At 73.0% G+C, this 21,584-nt stretch carries 19 protein-coding genes; 6 read left to right on the forward strand and 13 right to left on the reverse strand.

The window, feature by feature from the left end; all coding sequences use genetic code 11:
* Positions 1 to 46 precede the first annotated feature (46 nt).
* A complete protein-coding gene (locus ACFZA0_RS27350) occupies positions 47 to 1,276 on the forward strand; it encodes a trypsin-like serine peptidase (protein WP_391021741.1) in 1,230 nt (409 codons plus the stop codon).
* A gap of 103 nt (positions 1,277 to 1,379) precedes the next feature.
* Here ACFZA0_RS27350 and hflX read toward each other — a convergent pair whose 3' ends face one another.
* The 6 genes from hflX to miaA form a co-directional block, all read right to left on the reverse strand.
* Positions 1,380 to 2,888: a GTPase HflX gene (gene hflX / locus ACFZA0_RS27355; protein ID WP_391021743.1), complete on the reverse strand. Its 1,509-nt coding sequence runs from the start codon at positions 2,886 to 2,888 to the stop codon at positions 1,380 to 1,382.
* A 213-nt stretch (positions 2,889 to 3,101) separates the two neighbouring features.
* Positions 3,102 to 4,610, reverse strand: a complete 1,509-nt coding sequence (locus ACFZA0_RS27360; RefSeq protein WP_391021745.1) for a M1 family aminopeptidase — start codon at positions 4,608 to 4,610, stop codon at positions 3,102 to 3,104.
* Between the two features lie 94 nt (positions 4,611 to 4,704).
* Positions 4,705 to 6,849, reverse strand: coding sequence for an HD domain-containing protein (locus ACFZA0_RS27365; RefSeq protein WP_391021747.1), 2,145 nt, complete (start codon positions 6,847 to 6,849; stop codon positions 4,705 to 4,707).
* A gap of 331 nt (positions 6,850 to 7,180) precedes the next feature.
* The gene (dapF, locus tag ACFZA0_RS27370) at positions 7,181 to 8,050 is read right to left on the reverse strand and encodes a diaminopimelate epimerase (protein ID WP_391021748.1); all 870 of its coding nucleotides are present in this window, start codon (positions 8,048 to 8,050) and stop codon (positions 7,181 to 7,183) included.
* An 87-nt stretch (positions 8,051 to 8,137) separates the two neighbouring features.
* Positions 8,138 to 8,635, reverse strand: a complete 498-nt coding sequence (locus tag ACFZA0_RS27375; protein ID WP_391021836.1) for a hypothetical protein — start codon at positions 8,633 to 8,635, stop codon at positions 8,138 to 8,140.
* A 109-nt stretch (positions 8,636 to 8,744) separates the two neighbouring features.
* Positions 8,745 to 9,683, reverse strand: a complete 939-nt coding sequence (miaA, locus tag ACFZA0_RS27380) for a tRNA (adenosine(37)-N6)-dimethylallyltransferase MiaA (RefSeq protein ID WP_391021750.1) — start codon at positions 9,681 to 9,683, stop codon at positions 8,745 to 8,747.
* 246 nt (positions 9,684 to 9,929) lie between these two features.
* Between miaA and ACFZA0_RS27385 the strand changes: the two genes are divergently transcribed.
* A complete protein-coding gene (locus ACFZA0_RS27385) occupies positions 9,930 to 10,250 on the forward strand; it encodes an Rv0909 family putative TA system antitoxin (protein ID WP_391021752.1) in 321 nt (106 codons plus the stop codon).
* Between the two features lie 127 nt (positions 10,251 to 10,377).
* Here the strand turns inward: ACFZA0_RS27385 and ACFZA0_RS27390 are convergent, their stop codons facing one another.
* The 4 genes from ACFZA0_RS27390 to ACFZA0_RS27405 form a co-directional block, all read right to left on the reverse strand.
* Complete coding sequence (locus tag ACFZA0_RS27390) at positions 10,378 to 11,091, reverse strand: class III extradiol dioxygenase subunit B-like domain-containing protein (RefSeq protein ID WP_391021754.1); 714 nt, start codon at positions 11,089 to 11,091, stop codon at positions 10,378 to 10,380.
* Positions 11,092 to 11,168: 77 nt separating this feature from the next.
* Positions 11,169 to 12,704, reverse strand: coding sequence for a tRNA (N6-isopentenyl adenosine(37)-C2)-methylthiotransferase MiaB (miaB, locus tag ACFZA0_RS27395; protein WP_391021756.1), 1,536 nt, complete (start codon positions 12,702 to 12,704; stop codon positions 11,169 to 11,171).
* Between the two features lie 85 nt (positions 12,705 to 12,789).
* Positions 12,790 to 13,476: a response regulator gene (locus ACFZA0_RS27400; RefSeq protein ID WP_391021758.1), complete on the reverse strand. Its 687-nt coding sequence runs from the start codon at positions 13,474 to 13,476 to the stop codon at positions 12,790 to 12,792.
* Positions 13,476 to 14,435 (reverse strand): histidine kinase, encoded by a 960-nt coding sequence (locus ACFZA0_RS27405; protein WP_391021760.1) that lies wholly within the window; start codon positions 14,433 to 14,435, stop codon positions 13,476 to 13,478. Before ACFZA0_RS27405 ends, ACFZA0_RS27400 begins: the two co-directional genes overlap by 1 nt.
* Before the next feature lie 340 nt (positions 14,436 to 14,775).
* Here ACFZA0_RS27405 and ACFZA0_RS27410 point away from each other — a divergent pair, with 340 nt between their 5' ends.
* Positions 14,776 to 15,261: a TrkA C-terminal domain-containing protein gene (locus tag ACFZA0_RS27410; RefSeq protein ID WP_391021762.1), complete on the forward strand. Its 486-nt coding sequence runs from the start codon at positions 14,776 to 14,778 to the stop codon at positions 15,259 to 15,261.
* 4 nt (positions 15,262 to 15,265) lie between these two features.
* Positions 15,266 to 16,615, forward strand: a complete 1,350-nt coding sequence (locus tag ACFZA0_RS27415) for a cation:proton antiporter (RefSeq protein ID WP_391021764.1) — start codon at positions 15,266 to 15,268, stop codon at positions 16,613 to 16,615.
* Between the two features lie 148 nt (positions 16,616 to 16,763).
* Here the strand turns inward: ACFZA0_RS27415 and ACFZA0_RS27420 are convergent, their stop codons facing one another.
* Positions 16,764 to 17,186 carry a MazG nucleotide pyrophosphohydrolase domain-containing protein gene (locus ACFZA0_RS27420; protein ID WP_391021766.1) on the reverse strand — a complete coding sequence of 141 codons (423 nt, stop codon included), beginning with the start codon at positions 17,184 to 17,186 and terminating at the stop codon, positions 16,764 to 16,766.
* Between the two features lie 80 nt (positions 17,187 to 17,266).
* Here ACFZA0_RS27420 and ACFZA0_RS27425 point away from each other — a divergent pair, with 80 nt between their 5' ends.
* Complete coding sequence (locus tag ACFZA0_RS27425; protein ID WP_391021768.1) at positions 17,267 to 18,259, forward strand: TAXI family TRAP transporter solute-binding subunit; 993 nt, start codon at positions 17,267 to 17,269, stop codon at positions 18,257 to 18,259.
* Between the two features lie 37 nt (positions 18,260 to 18,296).
* Here the strand turns inward: ACFZA0_RS27425 and ACFZA0_RS27430 are convergent, their stop codons facing one another.
* Both ACFZA0_RS27430 and ACFZA0_RS27435 read right to left on the reverse strand, forming a co-directional pair.
* Entirely contained in the window at positions 18,297 to 19,715 is a 1,419-nt protein-coding gene (locus ACFZA0_RS27430) for an ATP-binding protein (protein ID WP_391021769.1), read from the reverse strand.
* 9 nt (positions 19,716 to 19,724) lie between these two features.
* The gene (locus tag ACFZA0_RS27435) at positions 19,725 to 20,414 is read right to left on the reverse strand and encodes a response regulator (RefSeq protein WP_391021771.1); all 690 of its coding nucleotides are present in this window, start codon (positions 20,412 to 20,414) and stop codon (positions 19,725 to 19,727) included.
* 299 nt (positions 20,415 to 20,713) lie between these two features.
* Here ACFZA0_RS27435 and ACFZA0_RS27440 point away from each other — a divergent pair, with 299 nt between their 5' ends.
* The gene (locus ACFZA0_RS27440; protein ID WP_391021773.1) at positions 20,714 to 21,490 is read left to right on the forward strand and encodes an ATP-binding cassette domain-containing protein; all 777 of its coding nucleotides are present in this window, start codon (positions 20,714 to 20,716) and stop codon (positions 21,488 to 21,490) included.
* Positions 21,491 to 21,584: the final 94 nt, after the last annotated feature.

Here is a 21,584-nt window from a genome sequence, read left to right on the forward strand (position 1 = left end):
AACGCCCGCCAGGCCCACCATCGTTGACAGCAGGGGGAAACAGAGCATGCCCTTCATACGGCCGACCCGCGCAGCCCGCCGATCACGGCGCGCGCGTCGCGGAACTCCTTCCGCGCTGGCCGCGGTTGCTCTCGCGTCCGCGCTGGCTTTCACCGCCACCGCCTGCAACTCCGACGACTCCGGGACCGACAGCAAGGCGTCCGTCACGCCGGAGCCGGTCACGAGCAGCGACGGCAAGATCAAGATCCCGGACGACATCAGGGACAAGCTCAAGGAACACGGCATCGACATCGACAAGTGGAAGGGCGGTGCCTGGAAGAACTGGGACAAGGACGACTGGCTGCGCGAGGCCGACGAGTTCATCAACCCGATCATCAAGGGGCTGTGGGGCCCTTCCCGGATGCGCGACGCCGACGACCCGGACAAGGGCGTCGACACCAGCGACCTCGCGGGTGACCAGGGCGTGACCGATCCCGAGCCGGGGAAGGTCGACGCGCAGGCCGTGCGTCCCGCGTACCACGACAACGCGGCCACGGCGGGCAAGGTGTTCTTCGACGCCCCCGAGGGCACGATGGTCTGCTCGGCCACGGTCGTGGAGGACCCGGCGCACCCGGGCAAGTCCAACCTGGTCTGGACGGCGGGCCATTGCGTGCACGCGGGCAAGAGCGGCGGCTGGTACCGCAACATCGCCTTCGTGCCCTCGTACAACGACAAGGGCGAATCGACGTCCGAGCTGGAGGACGCCACCCGGGACGAGGTCGCCCCGTACGGCGTCTGGTGGGGCGACGGGGCGCTGACCTCGCAGCAGTGGATCGACGGCGGCAGTTCGACGGGCGGGGCGGCGGCGCCGTACGACTTCGCGGTCATCCACGTCACGCCGGAGTCGGGCAACGGCGGCAAGTCCCTTGAGGAGACGGTCGGTTCGGCGCTTCCGGTGGACTTCTCCGCCCCGGCGGTCCCGGACGTCACGAGCATCACGGCGACGGGGTACCCGGCCGCGCCCCCGTACGACGGGCAGACGCTCTACCAGTGCAAGGACAAGCCGGGACGGCTGTCGATCGACACGACGGCCCCGACGATGTACCGCATCGGGTGCAGCATGACCGGTGGTTCCTCCGGCGGCGGCTGGGTCGAGACCGGTTCCGACGGCAAGCCCGCGCTGGTCTCCAACACCTCGATCGGCCCGGTGACTTCGGGCTGGCTGGCGGGACCGCGGCTGGGACCGGTGGCCAAGAAGGTGTACGACTCGGTGAGCAAGGAGTTCGCCGGGCAGTAGCCGGACACGGCGAGGGGCCCGGAGCATCCGTGACGGATGCTCCGGGCCCCTCGTCGTGTCAACGAGCCCGGCGGGCCGCCCCGTCGGGAGCGGCCGCCCGTGCTCAGGCTGCCGGTGCCGGTACGTACGGCGCCAGGTCGGCGGCCAGTTCCTCGTGCACGCGGGCCGTGAGCAGGGTGCCCTCGGCGGTGTGCTCCTCGGAGACGACCTCGCCCTCCGTGTGCGCGCGGGCGACCAACTGGCCCTGCGTGTACGGAACGAGCGCGACGACCTCGACCGAGGGCCTGGGCAGCTCGCGGTCGATCAGTTCGAGCAGTTCGTCGATGCCCGTGCCGGTACGGGCCGACACGGCGATGGCGTACTTCTCGTTGCGCAGCAGCCGCTGGAGGACCAACGGGTCCGCCTTGTCCGCCTTGTTGACGACGACGATCTCGCGCACGCCGGTGGCGCCGACGTCCCGGATCACCTCGCGCACGGCCGCCAACTGCTCCTCCGGGACCGGGTGCGAGCCGTCGACCACGTGCAGGATCAGGTCGGAGTCGCCGACCTCCTCCATGGTGGAGCGGAACGCCTCGACCAGGTGGTGCGGCAGGTGCCGGACGAACCCGACGGTGTCGACGAGCGTGTACAGCCGCCCGCTCGGCGTCTCGGCCCGGCGCACGGTCGGGTCCAGGGTCGCGAACAGCGCGTTCTCGACCAGGACGCCCGCGCCGGTGAGGCGGTTGAGCAGCGACGACTTGCCCGCGTTGGTGTAGCCGGCGATGGCGACCGAGGGCACCTTGTGACGCCGGCGCTCCTGCCGCTTGATGTCGCGGCCGGTCTTCATGTCCGCGATCTCGCGGCGCATCTTCGCCATCTTCTCGCGGATGCGGCGCCGGTCGGTCTCGATCTTGGTCTCACCGGGACCGCGGGTGGCCAGGCCACCGCGACCGCCACCCATCTGCCGGGACAGCGACTGGCCCCAGCCGCGCAGCCTCGGCAGCATGTACTGCATCTGCGCGAGCGCGACCTGCGCCTTGCCCTCACGGGACTTGGCGTGCTGGGCGAAGATGTCGAGGATCAGGGCCGTGCGGTCGATGACCTTGACCTTGACGATGTCTTCCAGATGGATGAGCTGGCCGGGGCTGAGCTCACCGTCGCAGACGACGGTGTCGGCGCCCGAGTCGGCGACGATGTCGCGCAGCTCCAGGGCCTTGCCCGAGCCGATGTAGGTGGCCGCGTCCGGGCTGTCACGGCGCTGGATGACGCCGTCGAGCACCAGCGCACCGGCCGTCTCGGCAAGGGCGGCCAGCTCCGCGAGGGAGTTGTCCGCGTCCTCGGCGGTGCCGGAGGTCCACACGCCGACGAGCACGACCCGCTCCAGACGGAGCTGCCGGTACTCGACCTCGGTGACGTCCTCCAGCTCGGTGGACAGACCGGCCACGCGGCGCAGGGCCGCGCGCTCGGAGCGGTCGAGCTGGTCGCCGTCGCGCTCCCCGTCGATCTCGTGGCTCCAGGCGACGTCCTCTTCCATCAGGGCATCGGCCCGAAGACCGTCGGCGTAGGCGGGCGCGGAGCGCTGGGTGTTCTCGGAACGCTTCGAGTCCTGGGAAGGGGAAGAAGAGGAGGTCATTGGATCCTTACGTCGATGAGGAATGCGGCTGACGGTCCGGCCCGCCGCCGCTGGGGCGGGAAACTGCCGTCAAGGGCGACAACGTCCCGGGACGCGGTGGGATTCCCCGCCCCGGGCGACGCCGACCCCACGATGGTCCCACGGCCCCGTCCGCCGCGTCACCCGTGTTATCCGCGGGCGCCCGGTGGAACGGGCGCCCGCTCCGCCGGCCCCCTACTGCGCGATGGCCGACGTGTGGGTGGGCTGCGGGGTCTTCGCCGGCTTCCAGTCCGGGTGGCCCGGCATCGGCGGGGTCTTCGCGCCGTACAGCCACGCGTGGAAGAAGGCGTCCAGGTCGCGGCCGGAGATCCGTTCGGCCAGGCGCCGGAAGTCGGCCGTCGTCGCGGTGGAGTCCCGGTGCACGCGCACCCAGGTGCGTTCGAGCCGGTCGAAGGCGCTCTCGCCGATCTCCTGGCGCAGGGCGTAGAGGACGAGGGCGGCACCGTCGTAGACGCTGGGCCGGAAGATGCTGATCTTCTGGCCGGGCGCGGGCGCCTTCGGCGCGCCGGGCGGGCCGCCGGCGGTGCGCCAGCGGTCGGAGGCCGCGTACGCGGCCTTCATCCGCGCCGCCATGGGCCGGTCGGCCTTCTCCTCGGCGTACAGGGCCTCGTACCAGGTGGCGTGCCCCTCGTTGAGCCACAGGTCGGACCAGGTGCGGGGGGTGACGCTGTCGCCGAACCACTGGTGGGACAGCTCGTGGACCATGACCGACTCGACGTACCACTTGGGGTAGGCGGGCTCGGTGAACAGGTCGCTCTCGAAGAGGGAGAGGGTCTGCGTCTCCAGTTCGAAACCGGTGGTGGCCCGTGCCATGAGCACGCCGTACGTCTCGAAGGGGTAGCGGCCGACCTTGCTCTCCATCCAGGCGAGCTGGTCGGGCGTCTTCGCGAGCCACGGTTCGAGGGCCGCGCGCTGCTCGGCCGGCACGACGTCGCGTACGGGCAGACCGTGCGGCCCGGTGCGGCGCAGCACGGCGGAGCGGCCGATGGAGACCTGTGCCAGCTCGGTGGCCATGGGGTGCTGGGTGCGGTACGTCCACGTGGTGGCGCCGCCGGCCCGTTCGAGACCGGCGGGCAGGCCGTTGGCGACCGCCGTGTAGCCGTCGGGCGCGGTGACGCGGATGGTGAACCGGGCCTTGTCGGAGGGGTGGTCGTTGCACGGGAAGACGAGGTGCGCGGCGTCGGCCTGGTTGGCCATGGCGAGGCCGTCCGCGGTGCGCACCCAGCCGCCGTCCTGCCCGTCGACCGGCACCGGGTCGCTGGTGTGCCGCACCGTGATCCGCATCCAGCTGCCCTTGGGCAGCCGCCGGCCGGGGGTGACGACGAGGTCCTCGCCCGCGGTGGCGAACGCGGCGGGCTCGCCGTCGACCTCGACCGAGGAGACCTTGCCGTGGCCGAAGTCGAGGTTGACGCGGTCCAGGGCGGCGGTCGTCCACGCGTCGATGGTGGTGACGGCCTCCAGCGGCTTCTTGTTGCTGCCGGAGTAGGTGAACGCGAGGTCGTACGAGGCGACGTCGTAGCCGGGGTTGCCGAGGTACGGGAAGAGACGGTCGCCGACGCCGAGGGGCACGGCGGGGGCGTTGGCGGCGACGAGGCAGACGGAGACGGCGGAGGCGAGGAGACCGGCCTTCAGCCGGCGGGTGACACGGGGTAGCGGGCCCCGGGCGCGGGAGGTGAGCAGCATGCCCCACCGCTATCAGCGCGCGCGTACCGCGCGTCGCCGACTCGCGCCCGGCCCACCCGAACGTGTGGGACCGGCGGCCCGGAGTGCGGGCCCGTCAGGCGGTCGGGGCGTGCGGCTGGGCGCGGCGGACGTCGTACACGCCGGGCACGTCCCGCATCGCGCGCATCAGCGCGGGCAGCCGCGAGGAGTCGGGCATGCGCAGCGTGTAGGTGTGCCGTACGCGCTGCTGGTTGGGCGACTCCACGGTGGCGGAGACGATGGCGACGTCCTCGACGGCGATCGCCTCGGTGAGGTCGGCGAGCAGGTGGGGCCGCCCGAAGGACTCGGCGACCAGCGTGACGCGGGCCTCGGTGGCGTCGCCCCAGCGCACGAGCACCTCGGAGCGGCCGGCGGCCTTCATGTGCGCGACGGCGGAGCACTCGACGCGGTGGACGGTGACCACTCCCCCGCGCACCAGGAACCCGGTGGCCTCGTCGGGCGGTACGGGCGTGCAGCAGCCCGCGAGGCGGACGGTGGCGTCGGGGAGGTCGACGACGGTGGTGGCGCGGCGCGCGGGCCGGTCGTCGGCGTCGGCGGGCGCGGCGCGCTCCGCGCGGGCGGGGCCGTCGGCGGCGGGGCGGGGCGCGGGGGTCCCGGCGGCGGGCTGCGCCTTCTCCTCGGCGTCGGCGCGTGCCTCGTGCTCGGCGGGCGCCGGGTGGGCGGACAGCCAGCGCTGGATGGCGATGCGGGCGGCGGGGGTGCGCGCGTGCTCCAGCCACTGCCGGGACGGCTCGGAGGCGGGGTCCTGACCCATGAGGAGCTGCACGGCGTCCCCGTCGCGCAGCACGGTCGACAGGGTCGCCAGGCGGCCGTTGACGCGCGCCCCGATGCAGGCGTGGGCGTCCTCGCCGTACTGCGCGTAGGCGGCGTCGACGCAGGTGGCGCCGTCGGGCAGGCCGATGGTGGCGCCGTCGGGGCGGAAGACGGTGATCTCGCGGTCCTGGGCGAGGTCGGCGCGCAGGGTCGACCAGAAGGTGTCGGGGTCGGGCGCGGACTCCTGCCAGTGCAGCAGGCGGGAGAGCCAGCCGGGGCGGGTCGGGTCGACGCGCTCGCCGTCGGCGCCGGTCTGCTCCTCGGCGGGCGGGGCGTACGGGTTGCCGAGGGCGACGACACCGGCCTCGGCGGCCTTGTGCATCTGGTGCGTGCGGATGAGGACTTCGGCGACCTGGCCGTCACCGCGGGCGACGGCGGTGTGCAGCGACTGGTACAGGTTGAACTTGGGGACGGCGATGAAGTCCTTGAACTCCGCGACCACGGGCGTCATACAGGTGTGCAGCTCGCCCAGGACGGCATAACAGTCGGCGTCCTCGTTCACGAGCACCAGGAGGCGGCCGAAGTCGGTGGGCCGCAGCGTGCCGCGCTTGCGGGAGGCGCGGTGCACGGACACGAAGTGCCGCGGCCGGATGAGGACTTCGGCGGACACGTCGGCCTCGCGCAGGACGGCGCGCACCTCGTCGGCGATCTCGGCGAGCGGGTCCTCCGCGAGGGCCGCGTTGTCGAGGATCAGTTCACGGGTGCGCGTGTACTCCTCGGGGTGGAGGATCGCGAAGACGAGGTCCTCCAGCTCGGTCTTGAGCGCCTGCACGCCGAGGCGCTCGGCGAGCGGGATCAGCACGTCCCGGGTGACCTTGGCGATGCGGGCCTGTTTCTCGGGCCGCATGACCCCGAGGGTGCGCATGTTGTGCAGCCGGTCGGCGAGCTTGATCGACATGACGCGGACGTCGTTGCCGGTGGCGACGAGCATCTTGCGGAACGTCTCGGGCTCCGCGGCCGACCCGTACTCGACCTTCTCCAGCTTGGTGACGCCGTCGACGAGGAAGCGGACCTCGGCGCCGAACTCCTCGCCGACCTGGTCGAGGGTGACGTCGGTGTCCTCGACGGTGTCGTGCAGCAGCGAGGCGGTCAGCGTGGTCGTCTCCGCGCCCAGTTCGGCGAGGATCAGGGTCACGGCGAGCGGGTGCGTGATGTACGGCTCGCCGCTCTTGCGCATCTGCCCGCGGTGCGAGGACTCGGCGAGGACGTACGCGCGGCGCAGCGGTTCCAGGTCGGCGTCCGGATGGTGCGCGCGGTGCGCCTCGGCCACATGGCCGATCGCGTCGGGCAGCCGGTCGCGGGCCGCCGGGCCGAGCAGCGCGGCCCGTCCCAGCCGGCGCAGGTCGATCCGGGCGCGGGCCTTCCTGCGGGGCACGGCAGGTGTCATCGCACCTGCGGTCACAGGGTTAGTGGCCTCCGCACTCATGGGCACCTCCGGCTGCGTCGACCGGCGGACGCGTCCCCATGGCGAACGCGGCTCGGGGGATGTGGCATTCCCCCGTCCGGACCGGTGCTTGATGCTATCGAGCCCACCACGTGCGACTGACCGCCTCTCGCCGAGCGTGAAACGGATCACCCATTCGAGCGAAGGTTTGGAGGTTTACGGTTGGATTCCGTACGACTCGCCTCGCCCATGGTTTCGATCCGGGCGCTCTCGTTGCGCCGCCGTTCGAGTGAAGGAGCCGCGGCACGGGGCGTGCCGCGGCCCGTCGTGCGCGTCAGCCGAGCGCGGCGGACAGCCACTCGGCGTCGATGACGCCCTCGGCGACGATCACCGCCGGGCCGGTCATCTCGATCTCCCCGTCGGGCCGCTCGGTGATCACCAGGGTGCCGCCGGGCACGTCCACCGTGTACGTCACCGGCGTCCCGGTGACCGCCGGGTCGGCGCCGTCCCGGCGGGCGGCCGCCACGGCGACGGCACACGCGCCCGTGCCGCACGAGCGCGTCTCGCCGGAGCCCCGCTCGTGGACCCGCAGGGCGACGTGGCCGGGGCCGCGGTCGACGACGAACTCGACGTTGACACCGTCCGGGTAGGCGGCCTCCGGCGCGTACTGCGGGGCCGTGCGCAGGTCGCCCGCGTGCGCGAGGTCCTGGACGAAGGCGACGGCGTGCGGGTTGCCCATGTTCACGTTGCGCGCGGGCCAGCCGCGCTCGCCCACGCGCACGGTGACGTCGCCCTCGGGCAGCTTCGCGCGGCCCATGCCGACGGTCACGTCGCCGTTCTTGGCGAGGTGCACGGTCTTCACGCCGCCCCGGGTCGCGATGGCGAGGTCGCCCTCGCCGACGTGCCCGGCGCGCTGGAGGTACCGGGCGAAGACGCGCACGCCGTTGCCGCACATCTCGGCGACCGAGCCGTCGCCGTTGCGGTAGTCCATGAACCACTCCGCCTCGGCGGCCAGGTGGGCGGCCTCGGGGTGGGCGGCGGACCGCACGACGTGCAGCAGTCCGTCGCCGCCGATGCCCGCCCGGCGGTCGCACAGCACGGCGACGGCGGCGGGGGTCAGCGCGACGGCGTTCTCCGGGTCGGGGACGATCACGAAGTCGTTCTCGGTGCCGTGGCCCTTGAGGAAGGCGATCGGAGTGCTCATTCCTCGATCGTACGAGGTGGCCCGGGTCCGGCGGCCAGGGGCCGAGGTCCCGGACGCGTCCCCGGGGGGCGCGGGCACCCGCGGGCGTCAGCGCAGGCGCGCGACGCGCCAGACGGCCAGGACCGCCACGACGACGACCACGAGCGCGTACGCGAGCACCACGCGCCAGTCGGGCCGGCGGCCGGAACCGCGCTGGGGCAGGCCGGGCAGCGCGTAACCGACGCGGCGGGCGGCCATCATGCCCCAGCCGGCCGCGCACGCGCAGATGAGCAGGCCCAGCATGGCGATCACCGCGCCGCTGTCGCCGAAGTCGAAGGCGAGCGGGAAGGCGAACATCAGGGAGCCGAGCACGGCGAGCGCCACGATCGGCGCGAGCTGCCAGATGCGCAGCCGGCGCTGCGGGCGCAGTTCCACCTCGACCTCGGGCCCGGGGAACAGCTCCTCGGGCACGGATCCGTCGACGCCGCCCTGGATCTCGTCGGGGCCGTCGGGGCTCAGCCCGCCGTCGTCGTCCTGGTCCGCGTCACCCTGGTCGACGGTGATGCGTTCGCTGCCTGCTGCGGTGTCGCGAGGGCCGGCCTCCATCGCCACGCGCCCTCCCAACTCGGACTCCACTTTGGTCGATCGAAGCTCGATGATGGCACGGCCCCGGAGGCCGGGATGACGGCCTGGGCGTCCCGATGCCATGACGTGATCAGGCTGTAACCGGCCGTTCCACCAACGCCAGCGCCACCTGCGGAAGTTCCCCGAGGTCCGCGGCGGCCCCACTTACCCAGTGCACCCGGGGGTCGCGCCTGAACCACGAATCCTGACGGCGCGCGAAGCGTTTGGTGGCGCGCACGGTCTCCGCGCGGGCCTCCTCCAGCGTGCACTCGCCGGCCAGTGCCGCCAGTACCTGCTGGTACCCGAGCGCGCGGGAGGCGGTGCGCCCGGCGCGCAGTCCGCGCGCGTCCAGCTCGCGGACCTCGTCCACGAGGCCGGCGTCCCACATCCGGTCGACGCGGCGGGCGATCCGCTCGTCGAGCTCGGGGCGGGCCACGTCGACGCCGATCTGCACGGTGTCGTAGACGGAGTCGTGGCCGGGCAGGTTGGCCGTGAAGGGGCGGCCGGTGATCTCCATGACCTCCAGGGCGCGCACCACACGCCGCCCGTTGCTCGGCAGGATCGCGCGTCCGGCGTCCGGATCGGCGGCCGCCAGGCGCGCGTGCAGCGCGCCGGGGCCCCGCAGCGCGAGCTCCTCCTCCAGCCGGGCCCTGACCTCGGGGTCCGTGCCGGGGAACTCCAGGTTGTCGACGGCTCCGCGCACGTACAGGCCGGAACCGCCGACCAGGACGGGCCAGCGCCCGGCGGCGAGCAGCGCGTCGATGTGCTCGCGGGCGAGCCGCTGGTACTCGGCGACGGACGCGGTCACGGTGACGTCCCAGACGTCGAGGAGGTGGTGCGGCACCCCGCCGCGCTCTTCCGGGGACAGTTTGGCGGTGCCGATGTCCATCCCCCGGTAGAGCTGCATGGAGTCGGCGTTGACGACCTCGCCGCCGAGCCGCTGGGCGAGGAAGACGCCGAGGTCGGACTTGCCGGCCGCGGTGGGGCCGACGACGGCGACGACGCGGGGGGCGATGGATGCGCTGCTCACCGCCCCAGTCTCGCAAACCCGCGGCCCCGGACCGTACCGAGTTCCGCAGGAGGAAGGATTCCGCGGATCGCGGGAACCCGCTCGTTGCCCCGCTCGCCACCGCGAACGGCCGAACCGGACGGGACGAGGAGCGGGGTGCCCGAGTACCGTGTGGATTTGATATGGGCGTTTTCGTACGATTTGAGCATCGGTAGCAGCGTGGTGAAGGCGCCCGCCCACCACTGGCCCGCGAGGGAAGGTGACCCCATGGGTCTCATGGACAATTTCAAGGCCAAGCTCGGACCGGCCAAGGAGAAGGTGTCGGACCTCGCGCAGCAGCACGGGGGCAAGATCGAGCAGGGGCTCGACAAGGCCGCCAAGGCGGTCGACGAGCGCACCAAGGGCAAGTACAGCGACAAGATCCACGCGGGCACGGGCAAGGCGAAGGACGCCGTGGACAGGCTCGCGCAGAAGGACGGCCCGGCGGCGGACGGCGGCACGGGCAGCGGCCCCGGCGGGACGCCCACGCCGCGCGACATGCCGACGAAGCCGACCCCGCCCGCTCCGCCCGCCCCGCCGGCCTCCTGACCGGCGCGGGCCGCTTCTCCACGACGGCCGCGGACCGCCCGGGGCACCCGCCCCGCGGCGGTCCGCGGCCGTCGCCGCGCGTGCGCGCGTGCGCGCAGCCGTCGTTGTGCGCGCCCGCCCGCCGCCGTCAGGACCAGGCGGCGACCACGTAGCCGACGCCGTACGGGGCGTCCTCGTACAGCGGGGTGCCGTCGAGGGCCGCGCTCTCGGCGGCGCCGGCGAGGACCTGCCAGGGTGCGCGGCCGGACGCCCTCAGCTCGTACGCCAGCTTCTCGTCCAGCGCGGCGACGGCCGCCACGTCCGCGGTGCCGAGCGCGCGGGCGGCACCGGCGTCGAACGCCTCGGCCCGCTCGTCCAGGTACCCGGGCGCCTTGAGGGAGCGGCAGGCGCTGCCGTCGCCCATGACCAGCAGCGCGGTGCGGCCCGGCTGCGCCGCGATCAGCCGCCCGGTGTCGAGGCAGCCGTCGGCCGGGAAGGCCTCCCCCACACCGAGTCCGGTCACCGGGGCCGCCGACCACCCGGCGCTCTCCAGCAGCCACGCGCCGACCGCGAGGGACGGCGGCAGTTCCCGCCCGGCGGGATCCGCGCCGGGCCGCCCCAGCCGTACCGCGAGGTCGACGCCGAAGCCGCGGAACGAGCCCGGGGTGCCCTCGGCGTGCGGTCCCCGTCCGCCGCGCGCCGCGGGGCCGACCACGACCAGGCGGTCGGGCCGCGCCGCCGCCAGGACGCCCAGCGCGTCGGCGCACGCGGCCCGCGCGGCCGCCAGTTCGGGAGCGGCACCCGCGGCGACCTCGGGCACGAGGAGCGGCGGGCAGGGGCACACGGCGGCGGCGACAAGCATGGTCGGCAGGTTAGCCCCGCCCCCGCCCGCCGCGACGCACGGGTACGCGGGCGCGTACCCGCACCGGCCGGCGGGGCCTAGTCGCAGCCGCAGCCGCTGCCCGTCGCCACCGGCAGCGGCGCGGGGACGCCGATCCCCGGGAGCCCCAGCATCACGCCGGCCGGCTCGGCGGCCGGGGCCGCGTTGCGCTTCTCCCAGGCATCACCCGCGCGCGTACGGCGCACGTTCAGCACGGGGCCCTCGGCGAGGAGGTGGTGCGGGGCGGCGTAGGTGACCTCGACGCTCACCATGTCGCCGGGGCGCACGTCCTGGTCGGGCTTGGTGAAGTGGACCAGGCGGTTGTCGGGGGCGCGGCCGGACAGCCGGTGGGTGGCGCCGTCCTTGCGGCCCTCGCCCTCGGCGACCATCAGGTCCAGGGTGCGGCCGACCTGCTTCTTGTTCTCGTCCCAGGAGATCTCCTCCTGGAGGGCGACGAGACGCTCGTAGCGCGCCTGCACGACCTCCTTGGGAACCTGCTGGTCCATGTCGGCGGCCGGGGTGCCGGGGCGCTTGGAGTACTGGAAGGTGAACGCCGCCGAGAAGCGGGCCTCGCGGACCACGTGCATGGTCTGCTCGAAGTCCTCCTCCGTCTCGCCGGGGAAGCCCACGATGATGTCGGTGGTGATCGCCGCGTGCGGGATGGCGGCCCGCACCTTCTCGATGATCCCGAGGTAGCGGTCCTGCCGGTACGAGCGGCGCATCGCCCTGAGCACGGTGTCCGAGCCGGACTGCAACGGCATGTGCAGCTGCGGCATGACGTTCGGCGTCTCGGCCATGGCGGCGATGACGTCGTCGGTGAAGTCGCGCGGGTGCGGCGAGGTGAACCGCACGCGCTCCAGGCCCTCGACGTTCCCGCAGGCCCGCAGCAGCTTGCTGAACGCCTCGCGGTCGCCCATGTCGGAGCCGTACGCGTTGACGTTCTGGCCGAGCAGGGTGATCTCGCTGACGCCCTCGGCGACCAGGGCCTCGACCTCGGCGAGGATCTCGCCGGGACGGCGGTCCTTCTCCTTGCCGCGCAGCGCCGGGACGATGCAGAAGGTGCAGGTGTTGTTGCAGCCGACGGAGATGGAGACCCAGGCCGCGTACGCGCTCTCGCGCCGGGTGGGCAGCGTCGACGGGAACGCCTCCAGGGACTCGGCGATCTCGACCTGCGCCTCCTCCTGGACGCGCGCGCGTTCGAGCAGGACGGGCAGCTTGCCGATGTTGTGCGTGCCGAAGACCACGTCGACCCAGGGCGCCCGGCGCACGATGGTGTCGCGGTCCTTCTGCGCGAGGCAGCCGCCGACCGCGATCTGCATGCCGGGGCGGGTGGCCTTGCGCGGCGCGAGCCGGCCGAGGTTGCCGTAGAGGCGGTTGTCGGCGTTCTCGCGCACCGCGCACGTGTTGAACACCACGACGTCGGCGTCGCCGTCGGCGCCGTCGGGCGCGCGCACGTAACCCGCCTGCTCCAGCAGCCCGGAGAGCCGTTCCGAGTCGTGGACGTTCATCTGGCACCCGTAGGTGAGTACTTCGTACGTGCGCGTGCCGCCCACTGCCTGGCTACGGTCGGTCCGGCCCCGGTCGATGCTGCTCATGCGACAAGGGTAGGCGCTGCCGGAAGCGGTTTTCGTACCGGATCCGGGGCCGGGGGACGGGCGCCCGGCCGCCGGGCCGAACCGATCATGGTTCGACGAGGCCCGCCCTGATCGCGTAGCGGGTCAGCTCCAGGCGGTCGCGCATGCCGAGCTTGTGCAGGAGGTTCGCGCGGTGCCGTTCGACGGTTTTCGCGCTGATGAACAGCAGCTCGCCGATCTCCTTGGATGTGTGCCCCTCGGCGACCAGCTTGAGGATCTCCTCCTCGCGGTCGGTGACGGCCCGCTCGGGCAGGGTGTCGCCGCGGTGCAGCCGCTCCAGGTACGTGCGCACCAGGGCACGCTCCGCGCCGGGGTAGACGAACGGCTCGTCGCGCATCGCCGCCCGGCACGCCTCGACCAGGTCGCGGTCGGCGACGGACTTGAGCACGTACCCGGAGGCGCCGCAGGCCAGCGCCTCGAAGAAGTACTGCTCGTTGTCGTACATCGTCAGGATCAGGATGCGCAGGCCGGGCAGCCGCCGGGAGAGCTCGCGGGCCGCCTGGAGGCCGGTCGTGCGGGGCATCGCGATGTCCAGGACGGCGAGGTCGACACCGCCCTCCCGCGCGCGGGCGACGGCCTCGGCGCCGTCGGACGCCTCGGCGACCACGGTCAGGTCGTCCTCCCCGTCGAGGATGAGCCGCACACCGCGCCGTACGAGCGTGTGGTCGTCGGCGAGCAGTACGCGCGTGGGGGCGGCGCGCCTCGGCGCGGCGGCCGGGGGCGGGGTGGCCATCAGCGTCCTTCCCCGGTCGGGGCGCCCGGCACGGGGATGCGCAGGCGTACGTCGGTGCCGCCGCCGGGGGCGGCGGTGAGGGTCAGGGTCGCGCCGACGAGCAGGGCGCGCTCGCGCATCCCGCGGACGCCGGTGCCCTCGCGCGTGCCGGCGAGGCCCTTGCCGTTGTCGCGGACGAGGAGTTCCACGCCGTTCCCGGCGGGGCCGAGGGTGAGTTCGGCGCGGTCGGCGCCCGAGTGCCGGGCGGCGTTGGTGAGGCCCTCTTGGGCGACCCGGTAGACGACGAGTTCCGTCTCGCCGGTGAGCGGCGGCAGTCCGCCGCGCACCTCGCGGCGAACGGGCAGCCCGTGGTCGGTGAACTCCGCGGCCAGCGACCGCAGGGCGCTGAGCAGTCCCAGCTCCTCCAGCACTCCGGGCCGCAGCCGGCCGGCGATGCGGCGGATCTCGTCGAGGCTGCCCCGGGTCGCCTCCTGCGCCTGGCGCACCTCGGCGCGCAGCTCGCCGGGGGCCCGGTCGGCGACCCGCTTCAGCTGGAGCAGGACGGCGGTCAGCGACTGCCCCACCTCGTCGTGCAGTTCGCGCGCGACGCGTCCGCGCTCGCCCTCCTGCGCGGACAGCGCGCGCGCCGCGCTGGTGGCCCGTTCGGCCTCCAGCCGGTCCAGCATCGTGTTGTACGTGGTGATCAGCGCGGCGGCCTCCGCCGGGCCGGCGACGGCCGCACGCGCGCCCGGCTGCAGCAGGTCGGCGGTGGCCATGGCGCTGCCCAGCCGGGCGAGCGGGGCGAGCCCTATGCGCAGCACCGCCGCGTTGGCCACGAGCAGCGCCACGAGGCCCGTGCCGACCACCACGGCCTCGCCGGACGTGACGGGCGTGGACACGGTGACCGGACCGAGCAGCAGCGCGGCGGCCACGACGAGGCCGGCCGCGTTGAGCGAGAAGATCCGCCAGAACAACGACACGTTCCTGAACCCGTTCCCTCCGGCCCCGGAGGGCGTTTCGACATCGGCGGCGAGCATGCGGCCCGCGGGCTGCGCGGCCGCGGTCCGAGGCGGCGGCAAGGCGGTACCCCCACCAGCATCTCCGCAGGTCGGGGGTGGTGTCCATCCGTCATGACACCCATGTCGCCACCCTGCGGACGAATGGCACCATGACCCCTTTACGGGCGTCTCGGCACCCGTGCGGACGGCGTCGGCGCGGGCCGCCCGCCCAGTGCCGGGCCCCGCGTCCGGGCCGGGCGACGAATGCCGCCAACCGTTGAAGAACAGCACGAAACAGCACGCGACAGCAAGGGGAAGAAACGTGTCCGCTCCACGCCTCCGGGCGACTCCGCTGCCGGGCATCGGAGTCCAGTACGACCTCGTCACCCGTGAGCACCGCCACCTGTCGGTGGTCGCCCACCGGGACGGGGCCCGCACGGTCAGCGTCTACCAGGCCGACGACCCGGACTCCTGCGCCCAGTCGCTCCGGCTGTCCGGCTCGGAGGCGGGCTCGCTGATCGACGCGCTCAAGCCGTCCCACCACAGCGCGAGCGTGCTCTACACCACGGACCTGGGGCTGGTCGCCGAGCGGATCGAGGTGGCCGCCACCTCGCACTGGAACGGGCGCGTACTGGGCGAGACGCGGATGCGGACCGACACCGGTGCCTCGATCGTGGCCGTGCTGCGCCGTGCGGAGGCGATCCCGTCACCGGCCCCGGACTTCCGGCTCGCGGGAGGGGACGCGCTGATCGTGATCGGTACGCGCGAAGGCGTGGACGCCGCCGCCTCGATACTGGGGCGGGAGTGAACAGGTGCACTCCGCGGTCCTGCTGATCGAGTTCGGTTCCATCATTCTCGGCCTCGGCCTGCTCGGCCGGATGGCCGCCCGGCTGCGGTTCTCCCCCATCCCGCTGTACCTGCTGGCCGGTCTCGCCTTCGGCGAGGGCGGACTGCTGCCGCTCGGCGCCAGCGAGCAGTTCGTGGCGACCGGCGCGGAGATCGGCGTCATCCTCCTGCTGCTGATGCTCGGCCTGGAGTACACGGCGAGCGACCTGGTCTCCAACCTCAAGGCGCACTACCCGTCGGGCATCGTCGACTGCGCGCTCAACGCGCTGCCGGGCGCCGCCGCCGCGCTGCTCCTCGGCTGGGGGCCGGTGGCCGCCGTGGTGCTGGCCGGCGTCACCTGGATCTCGTCGTCCGGGGTGATCGCCAAGGTGCTCGGCGACCTCGGCCGGGTCGGCAACCGCGAGACCCCGGTGATCCTCAGCGTGCTGGTCCTGGAGGACCTCGCGATGGCGGTGTACCTGCCGATCGTGACCGCCCTGGTGGCCGGTGCCGGGCTCGCGGCGGGCAGCGTGACCCTGGCGGTCGCGCTCGGCGTCGCGGGGCTCGTGCTGTTCGCGGCGGTGCGCTACGGGCGGCTGATCTCGCGCTTCGTGTCCACCGACGACCCGGAGAAACTGCTGCTGGTGGTGCTGGGCCTGACCATCCTGGTAGCGGGCATCGCCCAGCAGCTCCAGGTCTCGGCGGCCGTGGGGGCGTTCCTCGTGGGCATCGCGCTGTCCGGCGAGGTGGCCGAGGGCGCGCACACCCTGCTGAGTCCGCTGCGGGACCTGTTCGCCGCGATCTTCTTCGTCTTCTTCGGGCTGCACACGGACCCGGCGAGCATCCCGCCCGTCCTGGTGCCCGCCCTGGCGCTGGCCGCGGTCACCGCCGCCACGAAGATCGGTACCGGCTACTGGGCCTCCCGGCGGGCCGGCATCTCCGTCAAGGGCCGCTGGCGGGCGGGCGGCGCGCTGGTGGCCCGCGGCGAGTTCTCGATCGTCATCGCGGGCCTCGCCGTCACGGCCGGCATCGAGCCGTCCCTGGGCCCGCTCGCCACCGCGTACGTGCTGATCCTGGTGGTACTGGGCCCGCTGACCGCCCGCTTCACGGAACCCGCGGCGGCGGCCTGCGCCCGCCTGACGGCCCGGTGGCACTCCTCGCGGGCGACGACGCCGCGCGAGCGGCCCGACGCCGGCACGGACGCGCGCGTGGCCCCCGCTCCCGGCCCGCCCGACGACCTCTCCCCCGCCGAGACCGAACGGGACGGCCTCCCGGCCCCGGACGCCCCGGTGCGGCACGCCCGCACGGCGCGGGAGCAGCCGGCGGCGAGGGACTGAGCGCGGACGCTCCGCCCGCGCGGCGGCGCCGGTACGCCCGTACCGGCGCCGCCGCGCGGCACGGGCATGCGCGAACGCCTTGCGCGGGCTGGCTCGTTGGCCGCCCCGTCCGCCAACTCATCATCAATCAGCTCCTGTTGACGTCACGTCACATTCGCGCCGCGTCCCCGCCGCCCTCCGGGGCCCATCCCTGCGCCCGCAGCACGCCGGCGACGTCGGGGGCCTCGTAGTGGTCACCCTTGAGGATCTTGCCGTCGGCGCGGCGGGCCACCCGGCCGTCCGGGCCCCGCTTGGTCATGTTGGAGCGGTGGATCTCGGCGATCACCGCGTCGAGGTCGATGCCGTGGACGAGGGCCGTGCCGTACGCGACGTAGACGACGTCCGCGAGTTCGTGCGCGAGCCGGTCCAGGGGCGCCCCCGACGACACCTCGACCACCTCGGCCGCCTCCTCCGCGAGCAACTCGCCCCGGTGGGCGCCGAGTTCGGGCGACACCTCGGTGGGGACGGTGCGGGCGTCGAGCCCGCAGGCGTCGTGGAAGGCGCGGACCAGGGCGGCGGGAGAGGAACTCATGGTCCCCGACTGTAGCCAGCGGGGGGCGCCCGGGGCCGGGCGCTGGTCAGCGGGGCGGGCGGGCTGGCAGGATCACGCGCATGGTCATGGTCATACCCGGCGGGCGCCGGACCCTGCAGGGCACCGCGGTCGGCGTCGTCGTCCTCGGCCTGCTCCTGTGGTGGCTGCTCCCCCTGGGCGGCGCCCCGCCGAGCGGGACGATCACGTTCAGCACCGGCTCGCGCAGCGGCGTGTACCAGAAGTACGGCGACCTGCTGAGCGCGGCGCTCGACAAGGACATGCCCCACCTGAAGGTCAAGCTCCAGATGAGCCAGGGCTCCCAGGAGAACGTGGCCCGGGTCGCCACCGGCAAGGCCGATTTCACCATCGCGGCGGCCGACGCCGTGGACACGTACGAACTGAACGACCGGCCGGGCGCCTCGAAACTCCGCGGCGTGGCCCGCCTGTACGACGACTACGTGCAGCTGGTGGTGAAGCGCGACTCGCCGATCACGTCGGTGGCGGACCTGCGGGGCGAACGCGTGGCGATCGGGCCGCCGGACTCGGGTGTCCGGCTGATAGCCGACCGGGTGCTCAAGGCGGCGGGAATCGACCCGGCCAAGGACATCGAGCCCGCCTCCGACGGCATCAACACCGGCCCCGAGCGGCTGAAGAAGGGCACGATCGACGCGTTCTTCTGGTCGGGCGGGCTGCCCACCGACGGGCTCAAGGAGATCGCCTCGACCGCGTCGTTCCGGTTCGTCCCGATAAGTGCCGCCCTGGTGGCGAAGCTGCACGACGAGGGCGGCGCCACCCGCTACTACCGGTCCACGAACATGCCCGAGTCGGCCTACCCCAACATCCAGAACGGCTCCCCGGTGCCGACGATCGCCGTGTCCAACCTGCTCATGACGCGCGCCGACGTGGACCCCCGGCTCACCGAGTGGCTGACCCGCACGGTGATCCAGAGCCGGGACGACATCGGGGCGCACGTGCACTCCGCGCAACTGGTGGACCTGCGCACCGCCATCTACACCGACCCGCTGGTGCTGCACGAGGGCGCGCGGCGCTACTACCGCTCCGTCAAGCCCTGATCCGACCGGGCTCCGCACGGGGCGACCTGACGCACTGTCAGGTCGCGGTCGCCGGCACCGGCGCCGTGCGCGGCACCGTCACCGTCACCGTGAGCCCGTGCGGCTCGTGGTGGCCGTAGTCGATCGAGCCGCCGCCCGCGGCGAGCAGCGCCCGGCAGATGGACAGGCCGAGTCCCGAGCCCTTGATGTTCTGGTGGTGGGCGCTGCGCCAGAACCGGTCGCCCACCCGGGCGAGTTCGTCGTCGGTCAGGCCGGGACCGAGGTCGGACACCACGATCGTCGACGTGCCGCCCTCCGAGGCGACCCGCACCTCGACGAGCTCTCCGTCGGGCGTGAACTTCAGGGCGTTGTCGATCACCGCGTCCAGGGCACTGGAGAGCGCCACGGGGTCCGCCCAGGCGGTGACGGGAGGGCAGTCGCCCACCAGCCGCACACCGGCCGCGTCGGCGACGGGCGTCCAGGAGGCGACCCGGTCGGCGGTGAGCGCGCCGATGTCGACGATGCCGAGATCGGCCTCGGCGTGTTCGGCGAGCGCCAGGTCGAGCAGGTCGTCGAGGACGGACGCGAGGCGCTTGCCCTCGGTGCGCACCGACGCGATCTCCTCGTTGTCCTCCGGGAGTTCGAGGGCGAGCAGCTCGATGCGCAGCAGCAGCGCGGACAGCGGGTTGCGCAACTGGTGGGAGGCGTCGGCGACGAAGGCCCGCTGCTGTTCGAGGACGTCCTCGACGTTGTCCGCCATCTCGTTGAACGAGCGTGCCAGCCTTCGGAGTTCGGGCGGTCCTCCGGCGGCGGCGACCCGGGACTTGAGCCGTCCGGTGGCGATGTCGTGGGTGGTGGCGTCGAGGACCCGGACCGGCCTGAGCACCCAGCCGGTCAGCCGCAGGGCGGCGCCGACGGCGAGCAGCATCGCGGCGGACTCGCCCGCGACGATGGTCAGCCAGCCGTGCAGGATGCGGGAACGCATCATCCCGGTGGGCGAGTCGGTGACGACGACGGCCACGACGTCGCCGTCCCTGATGACCGGTGACGCTACGACGAGCCGCCCCCGCTGCCACGGCCAGACCTGCTGGGGGTCGTGGCTGCGGCGGCTCAGCAGCGCCTCCTCGAAGGCGTCGCGCAACTCGCCCTCCTGGGGGAGGAACCACTGCGCGGGGGCGTGCGCCATGGGGGTGTCGGTGCGGTAGAAGACACCGGCCCGGATGCCGTACACGTCGTAGTAGCTGGTCAGTTCACGGCTGAGGGTCTGGAGACGTTCGTCGGTGTCCGCGCTGCGCGAGGTGGTCGGGCTGTCGGTGACGTACTGGGCGAGCGCGGCGAAACGGGCCGTGTCGTCGATGCGGTCGACGACGACCTTCTGCTGCTGGGCGCCGGCGACGCTGACGGCCAGCGGGATGCCGAGCGCGAGCAGTACGGCCGCCAGCAGGACGATGAGCAGCGGCAGAAGACGTGTGCGCACCGGACCCCGTCACGCGTCCGGGGCGACGAGCCGGTAGCCGACACCCCGCACGGTCTCGATCAGCGCCGGCATGCGCAGCTTGCCGCGCAGCGACGCGACGTGCACTTCGAGGGTGCGCCCGGTGCCCTCCCAACTGGTGCGCCACACCTCGGAGATGATCTGCTCGCGGCGGAACACCACGCCGGGGCGCTGGGCGAGGAGCGCCAGCAGGTCGAACTCCTTGCGGGTCAACTGCACCACGGCACCACGCACCGTCACCTGACGGTTCGGCAACTCGATGCGGACGGGGCCGAGATGGACGTCCGCCTCCGTGGTGCCGGGCACCTCCGGGTGGGTGTTGCGCCGGGCGACCGCGTGGATGCGGGCCAGCAGCTCACCGGGGTCGTACGGCTTGACCACGTAGTCGTCGGCACCGAGGTTCAGGCCGTGGATGCGGGAGCGCACGTCGGAGCGGGCGGTCACCATGATCACGGGCAGGCCGGGGGTGCGCTTGCGGATCCGGCCGCAGACCTCGTAACCGTCCGTGTCCGGCAGGCCGAGGTCGAGCAGCACCACGCCGAAGCCGGCGTCCTCGGGCACGAGCGCGCGCAGCGCCTCCTCGCCGTTGCGGGCGTGGGTGACGTCGAAACCGTGGCGGGCCAGGATCGCGGACAGCGCGGCGGCGACATGGTTGTCGTCCTCGACCAGCAGAAGTCTCATTGCAGCCCCCTCCGGTTCATCCGTCGCTCCTACCGTGGCGGGGCGTCCCGTCCGGGAGACACGACCTCCGCGCGCGTGCGTCACCGCCAGTCACTCCGATGGTGAAGGACGGCGTCAAGAGCCTCCGGGTCGCGGAGGTCATCCGTTATCCAGCCGGTACACGGCCGCGCGTCGATGGCTACGACACGTGTTCGGAGCCTCCCCGATCGTGATGCTCAGATCTCGCTCAGATGTAATGACGCTGGTCATACGGCGTCACTACTGTCCTCCGCAACCGAGGAGGACGGAGTCCCATAGCGATGACCGAAGTATCGGATGCCAAGGTCGACTTGGGCGCGACCGGCGACCTGGTCGTCCTGAAGAACATCAACAAACACTTCGGAGCGCTGCACGTGCTCCAGGACGTGGACCTGACGATCGCCCGCGGTGAGGTCGTCGTGGTGATCGGGCCCTCCGGGTCCGGCAAGTCCACGCTGTGCCGCACCATCAACAGGCTGGAGACGATCGACTCCGGCAGCATCACCATCGACGGCAAGGCACTGCCCCAGGAGGGCAGGGAGCTGGCGCGGCTGCGGGCCGACGTCGGCATGGTCTTCCAGTCGTTCAACCTCTTCGCGCACAAGACCGTGCTGGAGAACGTGATGCTGGGCCAGGTCAAGGTCCGCAAGAGCGACAAGAAGGCGGCCGAGGAGAAGGCCCGCGCCCTGCTGGACCGGGTCGGTGTCGGCACCCAGGCGGACAAGTACCCGGCACAGCTCTCGGGCGGCCAGCAGCAGCGTGTCGCCATCGCGCGGGCCCTGGCCATGGACCCGAAGGTCATGCTCTTCGACGAGCCGACCTCCGCCCTGGACCCCGAGATGATCAACGAGGTGCTGGAGGTCATGCAGCAGCTCGCCCGCGACGGGATGACGATGATCGTCGTCACGCACGAGATGGGCTTCGCCCGGTCCGCGGCGAACCGTGTGGTCTTCATGGCCGACGGACGGCTGGTCGAACAGGCCACGCCGGACCAGTTCTTCAGCAACCCGCGCAGCGACCGCGCCAAGGACTTCCTGTCCAAGATCCTCCACCACTGAGGCAGCCGACCGCACGTCACCTCCGGTCGCACGTCGCGACAGGTTCCGGTACTCCGCCGGTCAGGCAACCCCGACAACGGCCTGGAGCCCCGAA

It is taken from the genome of Streptomyces sp. NPDC008150 (assembly GCF_042956945.1).
GTDB lineage: Bacteria > Actinomycetota > Actinomycetes > Streptomycetales > Streptomycetaceae > Streptomyces.

Excerpts from the sequence above, each read along its gene's own strand:
- dapF (WP_391021748.1), bottom strand. The coding sequence starts at position 8,050 with ATGAGCACTCCGATCGCCTTCCTCAAGGGCCACGGCACCGAGAACGAC.
- hflX (WP_391021743.1), bottom strand. The coding sequence starts at position 2,888 with ATGACCTCCTCTTCTTCCCCTTCCCAGGACTCGAAGCGTTCCGAGAAC.
- miaB (WP_391021756.1), bottom strand. The coding sequence starts at position 12,704 with ATGAGCAGCATCGACCGGGGCCGGACCGACCGTAGCCAGGCAGTGGGC.
- ACFZA0_RS27425 (WP_391021768.1), top strand. The coding sequence starts at position 17,267 with ATGGTCATGGTCATACCCGGCGGGCGCCGGACCCTGCAGGGCACCGCG.
- ACFZA0_RS27385 (WP_391021752.1), top strand. The coding sequence starts at position 9,930 with ATGGGTCTCATGGACAATTTCAAGGCCAAGCTCGGACCGGCCAAGGAG.
- ACFZA0_RS27375 (WP_391021836.1), bottom strand. The coding sequence starts at position 8,635 with ATGGAGGCCGGCCCTCGCGACACCGCAGCAGGCAGCGAACGCATCACC.
- ACFZA0_RS27360 (WP_391021745.1), bottom strand. The coding sequence starts at position 4,610 with ATGCTGCTCACCTCCCGCGCCCGGGGCCCGCTACCCCGTGTCACCCGC.
- ACFZA0_RS27350 (WP_391021741.1), top strand. The coding sequence starts at position 47 with ATGCCCTTCATACGGCCGACCCGCGCAGCCCGCCGATCACGGCGCGCG.
- ACFZA0_RS27365 (WP_391021747.1), bottom strand. The coding sequence starts at position 6,849 with ATGACACCTGCCGTGCCCCGCAGGAAGGCCCGCGCCCGGATCGACCTG.
- ACFZA0_RS27420 (WP_391021766.1), bottom strand. The coding sequence starts at position 17,186 with ATGAGTTCCTCTCCCGCCGCCCTGGTCCGCGCCTTCCACGACGCCTGC.
- ACFZA0_RS27400 (WP_391021758.1), bottom strand. The coding sequence starts at position 13,476 with ATGGCCACCCCGCCCCCGGCCGCCGCGCCGAGGCGCGCCGCCCCCACG.
- ACFZA0_RS27390 (WP_391021754.1), bottom strand. The coding sequence starts at position 11,091 with ATGCTTGTCGCCGCCGCCGTGTGCCCCTGCCCGCCGCTCCTCGTGCCC.
- ACFZA0_RS27440 (WP_391021773.1), top strand. The coding sequence starts at position 20,714 with ATGACCGAAGTATCGGATGCCAAGGTCGACTTGGGCGCGACCGGCGAC.
- ACFZA0_RS27435 (WP_391021771.1), bottom strand. The coding sequence starts at position 20,414 with ATGAGACTTCTGCTGGTCGAGGACGACAACCATGTCGCCGCCGCGCTG.